Origin of the sequence: Streptomyces sp. SCUT-3, from assembly GCF_014083985.1 — a bacterium.
GTDB lineage: Bacteria > Actinomycetota > Actinomycetes > Streptomycetales > Streptomycetaceae > Streptomyces_H > Streptomyces_H thermolineatus.
Map to the genome: position 1 here is coordinate 4,928,135 of NZ_CP046907.1, position 12,238 is coordinate 4,940,372.

8 protein-coding genes and 2 pseudogenes are annotated in these 12,238 nt (G+C 75.8%); 2 read left to right on the forward strand and 8 right to left on the reverse strand.

What is annotated here, in order from left to right; translation table 11 throughout:
• Positions 1 to 459: 459 nt before the first annotated feature.
• Together GQS52_RS21730 and GQS52_RS21735 are read left to right on the forward strand one after the other, a co-directional pair.
• Positions 460 to 1,434 (forward strand): hypothetical protein, encoded by a 975-nt coding sequence (locus GQS52_RS21730; protein WP_182315027.1) that lies wholly within the window; start codon positions 460 to 462, stop codon positions 1,432 to 1,434.
• A gap of 658 nt (positions 1,435 to 2,092) precedes the next feature.
• Positions 2,093 to 3,214, forward strand: a complete 1,122-nt coding sequence (locus tag GQS52_RS21735; protein WP_182315028.1) for an SCO1860 family LAETG-anchored protein — start codon at positions 2,093 to 2,095, stop codon at positions 3,212 to 3,214.
• A 99-nt stretch (positions 3,215 to 3,313) separates the two neighbouring features.
• Here GQS52_RS21735 and cobC read toward each other — a convergent pair whose 3' ends face one another.
• From cobC to GQS52_RS21775, 8 genes and pseudogenes are all read right to left on the reverse strand, one after another.
• Positions 3,314 to 4,453, reverse strand: a complete 1,140-nt coding sequence (gene cobC / locus GQS52_RS21740) for an Rv2231c family pyridoxal phosphate-dependent protein CobC (protein ID WP_259370903.1) — start codon at positions 4,451 to 4,453, stop codon at positions 3,314 to 3,316.
• Positions 4,437 to 5,387, reverse strand: coding sequence for a sirohydrochlorin chelatase (locus GQS52_RS21745; protein ID WP_182315030.1), 951 nt, complete (start codon positions 5,385 to 5,387; stop codon positions 4,437 to 4,439). Before GQS52_RS21745 ends, cobC begins: the two co-directional genes overlap by 17 nt.
• Positions 5,384 to 5,980: a precorrin-8X methylmutase gene (locus GQS52_RS21750; protein ID WP_182315031.1), complete on the reverse strand. Its 597-nt coding sequence runs from the start codon at positions 5,978 to 5,980 to the stop codon at positions 5,384 to 5,386. The genes GQS52_RS21745 and GQS52_RS21750 overlap by 4 nt, the downstream gene beginning before the upstream one ends.
• Complete coding sequence (gene cobJ, locus GQS52_RS21755) at positions 5,977 to 7,734, reverse strand: precorrin-3B C(17)-methyltransferase (protein WP_182315032.1); 1,758 nt, start codon at positions 7,732 to 7,734, stop codon at positions 5,977 to 5,979. Before cobJ ends, GQS52_RS21750 begins: the two co-directional genes overlap by 4 nt.
• Positions 7,731 to 8,983, reverse strand: a pseudogene (cbiE, locus tag GQS52_RS21760) (precorrin-6y C5,15-methyltransferase (decarboxylating) subunit CbiE). The gene cobJ and the pseudogene cbiE overlap by 4 nt, the downstream one beginning before the upstream one ends.
• A gap of 180 nt (positions 8,984 to 9,163) precedes the next feature.
• Entirely contained in the window at positions 9,164 to 9,991 is an 828-nt protein-coding gene (cobM, locus tag GQS52_RS21765; protein WP_220472856.1) for a precorrin-4 C(11)-methyltransferase, read from the reverse strand.
• Positions 9,992 to 10,092: 101 nt separating this feature from the next.
• Positions 10,093 to 10,823: pseudogene (gene cobI, locus GQS52_RS21770) on the reverse strand (precorrin-2 C(20)-methyltransferase).
• The gene (locus tag GQS52_RS21775; protein WP_346268279.1) at positions 10,820 to 12,184 is read right to left on the reverse strand and encodes a cobyrinate a,c-diamide synthase; all 1,365 of its coding nucleotides are present in this window, start codon (positions 12,182 to 12,184) and stop codon (positions 10,820 to 10,822) included. Before GQS52_RS21775 ends, cobI begins: the two are co-directional and overlap by 4 nt.
• Positions 12,185 to 12,238: the final 54 nt, after the last annotated feature.

A 12,238-nucleotide genomic window follows, 5' to 3' on the forward strand; every position in this document is an offset into this window, starting at 1 on the left:
CCGCCGAAGTGGGCACGGGGCAGGGTGATCCGACAGGTGCCGAGTGGGAACGGCGGCGGCCGTTCCCACCGGTCGGCGACGGCCGCTGCGTGAAGTCGTTGGCCGGCAACTTTGGTTGTGCGGTCCGACCCTGTTGTTCCGGGTAGCCGGGTAGCCGGGTAGCCGGGTCGGCGGGGGCGGGCACGGTCGGAGCTGCCGTTGCCGACCGGCGCGCCTTTCCGACCCAGGATCGGGGATCCGTCGATTCATGCCAATTTCGGCCATGGAAAGACGATTTGACCATGCCGCGGATCAGGATTCCACTGCAGGTCGCCCCCTCGGCGCTGTGAGATCCGGCCAAACCGGATTCGGTGCTTCTTTGCGGGTGTATTGACGGGTGCTGCGCCCCTGGCAGCGATTGGCGTGTCCATGATGAAAAAATCTGCGAGGTGACGTATGTCAGGTACTCGTCATAGATGCATGCTCGTCGTCGGTGCGGTCCTCGCCCTGGTCCTCGCGCCCTCGACGGCCCAGGCCGCCGAGGTGCGGTCGCCGGGCGCCTCGGTCTCGCACGCGGTCGAGACCGTCGGCGTGAACAGCGTCGAGGAGTACTGGACTCCCGAGCGCATGGCCTCGGCCATACCCGTCAAGGCGTCGGACGGCCTTTCCCGGGGCGCGGCGGCCAAGACCCGGACACCCGCACCGGAGGAGCCGGTCGGCCCTCCGACCACGGGGGCCGAGCCCGTCACGGGTACGGCCGAGGGCAGTGGGGAGATCGGCGCGGCAGTGACCGCGACCCAGGTCGTGGGCAAGGTCTTCTTCACCGGCTCGGACGGTCTCAACTACGTCTGCTCCGGCTCCGCGGTCAACAGCGCGAACAAGAACATGGTGTTCACCGCCGGGCACTGCGTCCACGGCGGCCCCGGCAAGTCCTGGTCCACGAACTGGCAGTTCGTGCCCGGCTACAGCTACGGCAGCCGGCCCTACGGAACCTGGAGCGCCGAGACGCTCGTCTCGTTCAACGGATGGACCGGCAACGGCAACTTCGGCTACGACGTCGGCATCGTGATCATGGCTCCGAACTCGTCCGGAACAGAACTGGTCAACGCCGTCGGCGGCCTGGGAATCCAGTGGAACCAGAGTAAATCGCGGTTCATGACAGCCATGGGCTACCCGGCGTCCGGCAGCTTCGACGGTCAGCAACAGCGCTACTGCCAGGCCAACACTTCCCAGCTGAACCTGTTCGTCACCGACCAGATCAAGATGGCCTGCAACATGACCGGCGGTTCCAGCGGCGGCCCCTGGATCTACGGCAAGGACGACAACGTCTACTACAGCGGCTACGTCAACGGCGTGAACAGCAACGTCAACAGCGCGACCAGCCCCACCGAGATGCGGTCCCCCTACTTCGCCACCTGGGTCGGGGACGCGTACAACAAGTACTCTGCGTACTGACCGGTTCCACTGTCCGGAAGGCGGTGCGGCTTCATGGCGGATCCCACGCGTGCCGGGCTGTGCGTCGCCGTGCTGGTCCTCGCGAGCGCGTTGGCCGGCTGCGCGGCCGACGGAGCCCCGGGTGGTCCGGCCGCTCCCTCGGGTGATTCGGGGAAGAGTTCCGGTCGGGAGACGCCGTGCCCGGCCGTCCCCTCGCCCTCCGGCCCGTCCCGGGGCGCGGAGCCGACCCCGGGAGCCCCGGGGGACAGCCGTGAGCACTCCCTCGCCCCGGGGGACGACTGCATCATCGAAAGCGGAATCCCCACCATGCCCGTGCAGCCCTGAGAGGCCGTAAGGACCCGTGCCGCCCGCGGGCGGCACGGGCGGCACAGGTTTTTGGTCCGGTGGTACGGGCGGACCCGCCCGTACCACCGGACCAGTGCCTGACGGGGGATCATGCACCGGGCCCGTCCCTGCGGACGGCGAAGGCGGCGCGCCGGTTCTCGAAAACACCCCATTCGCACGTGAAGGCGAAACTCACTCTTTGGAGTGAAGAAACCCTCTGCGGTCAAACGATGACCGTCAGTACGTAAATATTGCGGAGTCGTTGTCGTCGGCGGCCGCGCGGTCCCCGTGCGCGGCGCCGGCGATCCGTGTTCCTCAGTGGGGGTTTCCTACGTTGTACAAGAACGTTTTCGGCGTGCTCACCGCAGGCGCCCTGGTCTTCGTGCCCGTGTCCCCGGCGCACGCGGCCGGCTCCGAGGGAGCCGCCGGCAAGGCGTCCGCGTCCACGCTGCAGGCGGACCTGGACGTCGAACTGCTCAACAAGGGGATCCAGGTCCCGCTGGACGTCTCGCTCAACAGGGTCGACGCGCCCGAGACCTCCGCCAACAGCCTGCTGAAGGCCGAGGTGCAGGGCATGCACCGGGGCGGCACCTTCACCATGGTCAGCGCGAAGGTCGCCACCACCCGCGCCACCGCCGAGAAGGGCGTGTCCGAGGGGTACTCCAACCTGGTCGACGCCAAGGTGCACCTGCCGGGCCTGCCCCTCACGCCGCTGCTGAGGATCAAGGAGGCCACCTCCACGGCGACCTGTGAAACGGGCGGGAAGCCGAAGGCCTCCGCCAACCTCCTCGGCGACGTGGTCGTCCTGGGCAAGAAGGTCTCGCTGAGCACCGCCGGACCCACCACGGTGGACGTGCCGGGCGTCGGAAAGGTCGTGCTGGAGCTGTCGAAGACCTCCACCACCACCGACACCGCCGCCGCCTCGGCGCTGGAACTGAACGTGGACGTCGACCCGCTCGAGCTCAACATCGCCGAGGTCACCGGCAAGGTCGCCCTCGTCACGGCCTCCTGCAAGACCGGTGGCGGCTCCACCGGCGGCACGACGGGCGGCTCGACGGGCGGCACCGGCGGCTCCACCGGGGGCAGCGGCGGCTCGACGGGCTCCACCGGGGGCAGCGGCGGCTCGACGGGCTCCACCGGCGGCAACGGCGGTTCGACCGGGGGCTCCACCGGAGGCAGCGGCGGTTCGACCGGCGGCTCCGACGCGGGCACCACCACCGGTGGCTCCACCGGTGGTGACTCGGGCGGCGACACCGGCTCCAAGACCTCCGGCGGCTCCTCCGGCGGCAACGAGCCCGGCCCGCAGACCGGCGACGGCCCCGGCGGCAACCTCGCCGAGACCGGCAGCAGCTCCGGCACGCCCTACGTGGCGGCCGGTGCGGGCGCCCTGGTCGTCGCAGGCGGCGCGGCCCTGTACCTGGTCCGCCGCCGCAAGGGCGCGCAGGCCGACGCCTGACCGGGCGCCCTCCCTGCGCGGCGGGGGCGGGGCGGGGTCTTCCCGTCCCGCCCCCGCCGTACTTCCAGGCCCCGGCCCAGGCCCCGGCCGGTCAGCCGGTCAGCCGGCCGTCCGTTCGTCCGTACGGCCGGACGTGCGGCGCGTCTGCGCCAGCACCTCGGACAGTGCCCGCACGAACCGCTCGCAGGTCGGGACGTCCCGCACCGCCAGGCGCAGCCAGTCCGGCCCCAGCCCGGGGAAGGTGTCGCCCCGGCGGACGGCGAAGCCGCGCTCGCGCAGCAGCGTGCGCACCCGCGCGGCGCCGTCCGTGCGCACCAGCACGAACGAGGCGGCCGGTGTCCCGTGCACCTCCACCCCCGGCAGGCCGCCGAGCAGACCGAGCAGGTGCTCCCGGTCCGCGGCCGTGCGCCGCGCGGCCTCCTCGGCCTCGGCCAGTGCCGACGGTTCGCAGCAGGCGGCCGCGGCGGCCAGCGCCGGGGCCGAGACCGGCCACAGCGGCTGCGACCGCTCCAGCCCGGCGATCACGTCCGGGGCGGCGAGCACGTAGCCGATCCGCAGCCCGGCCAGCCCCCAGGTCTTGGTGAGGCTGCGCAGCACCACCAGTCCCGGGACCCGGTCCACCGCGTCCGCGAGGGACTCCGGCTCGCCGGGCACCGCGTCCATGAACGCCTCGTCCACCACCAGGGTCCGCCCCGGCCGGGCCAGGGCGGCCACCGCCCCGGCCGGGTGCAGCACGGAGGTCGGGTTGGTGGGGTTGCCGACGACGACCAGGTCCGCGTGCTCCGGCACGGACCGCGGGTCGAGCCGGAAGCCGTCCCCCGGTTCCAGCAGCACCCGCTCCACCGCGTGGCCCGCGTCGCGCAGGGCCGCCTCCGGCTCGGTGAACTGCGGGTGCACCACGACCGCGTGCCGCGGGCGCAGGGTGCGGGCCAGCAGGACGAACGCCTCCGCGGCGCCCGCCGTCAGCAGCACCCGGTCCGGGGCCAGGCCGTGCCGCCGGGCCACGGCCGCCCGGGCCTCCCGGCCGTCCGGGTAGGCGGCCAGGGAGTCCAGCGTCGCCGCGATCCGCTCCTTCAGCCAGCGCGGCGGGGTGCCCGCGCGGACGTTGACCGCGAGGTCGACCAGCCCCTCGCCGACCTCCGCGTCGCCGTGGTGCCGCAGGTCGGGCCCGCCGGGGGCGTCGGGCCCGACCGGGCGGGGGGCGGTGGGGCGGACGGCCGGGTCAGTGGGCGTGTGCATGGCTTCCATGGTGATGGTGGTGGTGGCCGTGGCCCCCGGCGGGGTCGTCCGGGTGGTGGTGCGGCTGCTGCGGGGCCCCCACCTTGTCCTCGAAGCCGGGCAGGGAGATCCGGTAGACGCACGAGTCGCAGTTCATCCGCAGGTCGCCCTCGATCGCCTCGCGGTACCGCTCCATGACCAGCCCCGCGAGTTCCGGCGTCGCCCCCATCACGTCGGCGCAGCGCACGTCCAGCTCCGGGTGCGCGTCCGCCCACTCCCCGGCCTGCGCGCGCACCCGGTCCGGCAGGATGCCGGTGAACAGGAAGTACGGCAGGACGACGATCCGCTCTGCCCCCAGCCTGCGGCAGCGCTCCAGCCCCGCCGGCACGTCCGGCGCGGCCAGCGAGACGAACGCGGTCTCCACGCCGGCCAGGCCCCGGCCCTCCCACAGCAGCCGTGCCGCCTTGTGCACCTCGGAGTTGGCGTCCGGGTCGGTGGAGCCGCGGCCCACCAGCAGCACCGTGGTGCCTGCCCGGTCCGCGCCGTCCAGGGCCTCGTCGAGCCTGCGCTCCAGCACGCTCAGCAGCGCCGGGTGCGGGCCGAGGGGGCGGCCGTAGGTGTAGGTGATCCCGGGGTGGCGCTGCTTCTCGCGGGCCAGCGCGGCGGGGATGTCGCCCTTGGCGTGCCCGGCGGAGACCAGGACCAGCGGCACCGCGGCGAACGAGCGCACCCCGCGCTCCACCAGCTCGGCCACGGCCTCGGCCAGCGGCGGCGGGGACAGCTCGATGAAGCCGCCCCCGACGGGCAGCTCCGGCTCGGCCCGGCCCAGCTCCGCGACGAACGAGCGGAACGCCTCGGCCCCCGCCTCGTCGCGGGTGCCGTGTCCGACGAGCAGCAGGGCGGGCGGGGTGCCACCGGAGGGGGCGGCGGTGGACGGACGGGAGGGGGAGGTCACTGGTTCTCCTCGGTGCGGTCGGGGGCGGAGGTGTACAGCAGGGCGTTGAGGGCGGCGGCGGCCACGGCCGAACCGCCCTTCTCGGAGACGTTGCTGACGGCGGGCAGCCCGGAGGCGCGCAGCGCCGCCTTGCTCTCGGCGGCGCCGACGAAGCCGACCGGCAGGCCGATCACCAGCGCGGGCGCGGCGTCGATGCGCAGCAGCTCCTCCAGGGCGGTCGGCGCGCAGCCGACCACCCACAGCGCGCCGGGGCCCACCTGCTCGAAGGCCAGGCGCACCGCGTGCGCCGAGCGGGTCAGCCCGGGGCCGGCCTTCGCTTCGGACAGCCGGCACACCGCCCGCCGGGCGGTGATGCCGGAGGCGACCATCTCCACGTCCGCGACCACCGGCGCCCCGGCGTGCAGGGCGGCGTGGGCGGCCGTCAGGGACGCCTCGTCGCAGACCAGGTCGGTGGCGTACTCCAGGTCCGCGCTGGAGTGGATCACCCGCTCGACGACCGCCCGGGTCAGCGGCGGCAGGTGCGAGGTGTCCAGCCGGGAGCGCAGGATCCGGTACGACTCCTGCTCGATGGGGTGGACCGTGGCCCGGGTCACTGCTCGCCTCCTGCGGTTCCTGAGGTTCCCGCGGTTCCCGCGGTCTGCCAGCGGTAGCCGCGCGGGGTGACCATGCGGCCGGCCACGTTGCGGGTGGCGGTGTTGCCCACCACCACGACCGTCACCATGTCCACCTGCTCCACGTCGAGGGCGGCCAGCGTGGTGACGCAGCTGCGCTCGTCGGCGCGGGTCGCCGCGTGCACGATCCCCACCGGGGTGGTGGGGGAGCGGTGCCCGGCGAGGATGTCCAGGGCCTTCGGCAGCTGCCAGTGCCGGCCGCGGCTGCGCGGGTTGTAGAAGGTGACGACCATGTCGGACTCGGCCGCGGCCCGCACCCGCCGCTCGATCACCTCCCACGGGGTGTGCAGGTCGGACAGGCTGATCGACACGTGGTCGTGGCCCAGCGGCGCGCCCAGGATCGCGGCGGCGGCCAGCGCCGCGGTCACCCCGGGCACGCCGGCCACGTCGATGTCGTCGGATGCCTCGGCCAGTGCGGGGGAGGCCATCGCGTAGACCCCGGCGTCACCGCTGCCGATCAGCGCCACGGCGTGCCCGGCGCGGGCCTCGGCGACGGCCGTGCGGGCCCGCTCCTCCTCCGCGCCCAGGCCGCTCTCCAGCACCCGGGTGCCCGGCCGCAGCAGGTCGCGCACCTGGTCCACGTACTGGTCCAGGCCGACCACGACCGAGGCGCGGCGCAGTTCCTCGCGGGCCCGCGGGGTCAGCAGGTCGCGGGCGCCGGGGCCCAGGCCGACCACGGCCAGCCGTCCCCGCGGCCGCCTGCGGGCCACCGCCGCGGTGCACATCGCCGGACGGCCTTCGGGCGCCGACTTCCGCTTCGGGACGATCAGTTCGCCGCCGGGCGCGCCGGCCAGCGCCGCCGCCTCGGCCACGCTGGGGGTGCCCACGGCGGCCAGCGGCGCCTCGGACGGGTTGGGCACCTCGACGGCCGCCAGGACTTCGGCGGGGTGCGTGACCAGCGGTACGCCGAGGCGGGCCGAGGCCTCGACCAGCCCGGCCTCGTCGGCCTTGGCGTCCACGGTGGCCAGTGCGGCGACCGAGCGCGGGGACAGCCCGGCGTCGGCGAGGGTGCGGGTGATCAGTTCCAGCACCTCCTCGGTGCCGGCGCCGCGGCTCGCGCCCACCCCGACGACCAGCGTCGGCGGCCGCAGCACGGCGGTGCGGCCCTCCCCGGGGACCTCCCGGTCGGTCACGCGCAGGGTGAACGCGGCACCGTCGGCGGTGGCGCCGCCGGCGGCGGGGGAGACGTTCGGCGGCAGGGCGGGCAGCGGGTGGACGGCGTCCGCGTCGAGGCGGACCGGAGCGCCGTCCAGGACGGCGCGGCCGACCGCGGCCACCGCGCCCTCCACCGGCCACCCCAGGGTGTCCAGCCCGGGGACGTCGACCGCGTCGGTGGCCGTGGTGACCACCGGGGCGCAGCCGAGCACGTCGGCGACCTGCCGCGTCAGCTCGTTGGCGCCGCCGCCGTGGCCGCCGACGAGGGCGACCGCGTGCCGCAGCGCCTCGTCCACGCACACCACGCCGGGGTCGGCGGCCTTGTCGGTCAGCAGCGGCGCGACCAGGCGGACGGCCGCCCCGGTGGCGAGGAAGCACACCAGCCCCTCGCACTCGGCGAACGCGCGGGCCACGGCCTCGCGCACCGGTCCCTCGTAGACGCGGCACCGGCCGGGCCAGGCGGCGGTCAGCCGCTCACCGGCGATGCTGCCTGCCGCGGTGGCGGCGATCAGGCCGATCAATGGTCTGCTCCTTCGGCGGACGACGGCCCGGGGGAAGCCCCCGGACCGGGTTCGGGGGAAACCCCCGGTGAGGATTCGGGGACGGTGCCCCACAGGACGAAGACGGGATTGCCGGCGGCGAGCCGGGTCACGTCGCCCGGCAGCGGCGCCAGCCGGGAGGACTGCAGCAGGACACCGTCCGTGCGCAGCCCCTGCGCGGCCAGGGCGCCGCGCACCGCGGGCACCCGGTCCAGCGCGGCCAGGGTCACCACCACGCACCGCCGCGCCCGGCGGGCGCAGGCGGTGACGATCCCCGGCAGGCCGGCCCCGCCGCCGCCGACGAAGACCGCGTCCGGGTCCGGCAGGTCCTCCAGCGCCTCCGGCGCGGCGCCGTGCACGACCTGCACGTCCACGCCGTGCGCGGCGGCGTTGGCGCGCACCCGCTCCGCGCCGTCGGCGGTCCGCTCCACGGCGACCGCGGCGGCGCCCAGCCGGGCGCACTCCACGGCCACCGAGCCGGAACCGGCGCCGACGTCCCACACCAGGTCGCCGGTGCGCGGGCCCAGCCGGGCCAGGGCCAGGGCCCGCACCTCGTACTTGGTGACCATCGAGTCCCGGTGCTCGAACGCCTCCTCCGGCAGCGCCCAGCCGGCGGGGGCCGACGGGGATCCGGCCGGCCCGGCCACGCGGCGAGCCCCGGACTCGGCAGGCCGCCGCGGGTCCAGGCACAGCACGACGCTCACCTGCGGCGGCCAGTTGCGCCCGGCCGCCTCGGCGGGGGTCAGCCGCTCGACGGCCTCCTCGCCGGTGCCCAGCGCCGAGGCGACGACCAGCACCCGCTCGGCCCCGGCCCGGTGCAGGGCGGCGCCCAGCTCGGCGGGCCCGGCCCCCGGACCGGTGAGGACGGCGGCCTTCGGATGCGCGCGGCAGACGTTCACCGCGGTGCGCGGGTCGCGCCCGTGGGCGCTGACCACGACCGCGTCGTCCCAGGACAGGCCCAGGCGGGCGAAGGCCACCGCGACCGACGGCGAGGACGGGTGGACCTCCAGCGCGTCCGCGCCGAACCGCTCGGCCAGTGCCCGGGTGATCCCGAAGAACCCCGGGTCGCCCGAGGCCAGCACACCACCGGGCCGTCGCCCGACTCCCGGTGGGCGGCGACGGCGTCCAGCGCCGGGGCGAGGGGGCCGAGCACGACGCGCCGAACCGCGGGCGGCAGCGGCGCGGCGTCCAGGTGGCGGCGGGCGCCGACCACCAGCGCGGCGTCCGCCAGCGCCGCCGCGGCCCGGCCGGCAGCCCGGACGGGCCGGTGCCGGTGCCGGTGCCGGTGCCGGTGCCGGTGCCGATGACGGTGATCACGCGGCCGGCCTCCGCACCCGGCCCCGGAAGCGCGCCCGGGCCCGCACCCGCACCGGCGGGCGGCCCGCGCCGGACGCGCCCGCGCCGGGCCGGCTCACGCCGTGCCCCCGGCGCCCCCGGTGCTACCGGCGCCGCCCGACGACGCCTGCCGCAGCGCACGGCGCGCCGCCGGGTCCGCCCTGCGGAAACCGTGGAAGTGCCCCGGGTGGTACAGGTGCGAACGGGTCCCCGAGGCGCCCAGCGCCGGGCCGACCAGGAACAGCGTGTGCTTCCACAGCTTGTGCTCCTTGACGGTCGCCTCCAGCGTGCCCACCGTGCAGCGCAGCACCAGCTCCTCCGGCCAGGTCGCCTGGTAGGCGACGACCACGGGGGTGTCCTCGCCGTAGCCGCCCTCCAGCAGCTCGGAGGCCAGCTGCCCCGAGCGCGCCGCGGACAGGAAGACCGCCATGGTGGTGCCGTGCCGGGCGAACTCGCGGACCTCCTCGCCCTCCGGCATCGGCGTCTTGCCGCCGCCCAGGCGGGTGAGGATCACCGACTGCGCGACCTCCGGGACCGTCAGCTCGCGCTGCGCGATCGCCGCGACGGCGGAGAAGGAGGAGACGCCGGGCACGATCTCCACCTCGACGCCCAGCTCGGCGCACCGCTCCAGCTGCTCCTGGGTGCCGCCCCACAGGGCCGGGTCGCCCGAGTGGATGCGGGCGACCCGCAGTCCCTCGGCCGCCGCCCGCTCGTACACCACGAGCACGTCCTCCAGCGACATCGTCGCCGAGTCCATGACCTGCGCGTCCTCGCGGGCGTGCTGCAGCACCTCCTCCTGCACCAGGCTCGCCGCCCAGATCACGACGTCGGCCTCGGCGATGGCGCGCGCCGCGCGGAAGGTCAGCAGGTCGGCGGCGCCGGGACCGGCCCCGACGATCGTCACCTTCCCCCGGCCCGAGGTCCCGGCGGTGCCGTCCGTGCCGCCCGCGGCGTCCGTACGGGCGTCCGTACCGGCGTCCGTACCGGCGTCCGTCTCCGTGGTGCTCAAAGCTTTCCTCCTCGGCCGCCGTCCCGCCGGGCGGGGGCGATCAGTGTCGACAGGTAGGGCAGCGGCCCGTTCTCCAGGTCGGCGGCGGGCCGGATCGACTCCTCGGGGAGCCCCAGCGAGGAGCCCCACACGGCCCCCTCCAGCCGGCCGGTCGCGCGCAGCGCGTCCACGACCTCGGCGGCCTGCCGCCCGAACTTGTAGGCCACGACGGTGCCCGGGCCCTCCAGGGCCTCGCGCAGGGTGTCCGAGCCGGCCGTCACCGGCACCAGCACCAGCGGTTCGGTGCCCTCGGTGAGGACGGCCCCGCTGCGCGCGGCCAGGTCCTGCATGGCGGTGATCCCGGGGACGGTCTCCACCACCGTGCCCGGCACCAGCTCGGTGATCGTCTGCGCGAGGTAGGTGAAGGTGGAGTAGACGTTGGGGTCGCCGATGGTGGCGAACGCCACCGTGCCGCGCTCGCGCAGCAGCCCGGCGACCCGCTCCCCGGCCGCGTCCCACGCCGCCTCGCGGCGGGCCCGGTCGGTGCGCTCGTTGAGCGCGAAGACCACCCGCACGATCCGCTCGGGCGCCACGTGGTGCAGCACGGTCGCCTCGGCGCGCCCGACGTCCACCCCCTCCATGACGGGGACCACCACGGCGTCGGCCGCGCGCAGCGCGTTCACGCCCTTCACGGTCACCAGCTCGGGGTCGCCGGGGCCCACCCGACACCGATCAGACGAGGACTCATACGGCCGGCCTCCCGGAACAGTTCGACACGAGGCGGCGGGCCACGCCCGGCGCACCCGCCCAGTGGACATGCAGGTAGGAGGCGTGGACATTGCCCGCGGCCCAGCCCTCGACACGCCGTACGGGATGCATGAACCCCCAAGCCGGCCCCCCGCCGGCCGCGGTGCCGGTCCTCCCGCCCGCCGCCGGTTCCACCGCGGTCCGGTGGAACTCGTGTCCGCGGACGCGGGTGCCGGCGGCGGCCAGCACGTTGTCGCCGACGGCCACGGCCTCCCGGTAGCCGAGGGTGAGGCGGTCGGTCATGCGGGCCTCCGCGTCCAGCACCCCGCACATCGGCTTCCCGTCCAGCGACCGCGCCAGGTACAGCAGGCCCGCGCACTCCGCCGCCACCGGGGCGCCGGAGGCGGCCAGGGCGGCGACCGCCGCGCGCAGCGGCTCGTTGGCCGACAGCTCCGGCGCGTACACCTCGGGGAACCCGCCGCCGACCACCAGCCCCGCCGTCCCCGCGGGCAGTTCCTCGTCCCGCAGCGGGTCGAAGGGGACCACCTCGGCGCCGGCGGCGGCCAGCAGTTCGGCGTGCTCGGCGTAGGAGAAGGTGAACGCGGGCCCGCCCGCCACCGCGACCACCGGCCGCGACGCGGCCGCGCCGTCGGTCCGGGACCCGGCGGATCCGGCTGCCCTGTCGGCCTCGACGGCCCCGACGGCCTCGTCGGCCGGGTCCCAGGCGGGGCCGGGCAGCGGCGGGGCGCTGCGGGCCAGCGCCAGCAGCGCGTCCAGGTCGCAGCCCGCCCGCACCCGTTCCGCCAGTTCCCGCACCGACTCCACCGCCTGCGCGGTCCGTTCGGCCACCGGCACCAGGCCCAGGTGGCGCGAGGGCGTGCTCACCGGCTCCGCCCGCCGCAGGACCCCGAGCACGGGGACGCCGGACTCGTCCAGCGCCTCCCGCAGCAGCTCCTCGTGCCGGTCGGAGGCGACCTTGTTCAGGATCACCCCGCCGACGCGCACCTGCGGGTCCCACGAGGCGAAGCCGTGCACCAGCGCGGCCACCGACCGCGACTGCGAGGAGGCGTCGACGACCAGTACCACCGGGGCGCGCAGCAGCTTCGCCACGTGCGCGGTGGAGGCCAGTTCGCCCTGCCCGGCAGCCCCGTCGAACAGCCCCATCACGCCCTCGACGACGGCCAGGTCCGCCCCGCGCGCGCCGTGCAGGAACAGCGGGCCGATCCGCTCCGGGCCGCACAGGTACGCGTCCAGGTTGCGGCCGGGGCGTCCCGCGGCGAGGGCGTGGTAGCCGGGGTCGATGTAGTCCGGGCCGACCTTGTGCGGGGAGACCGCCAGGCCGCACGAGGCGAACGCGGCCATCAGCCCGGTGGCCACCGTGGTCTTGCCGCTGCCGGAGGCCGGCGCGGCGACGAC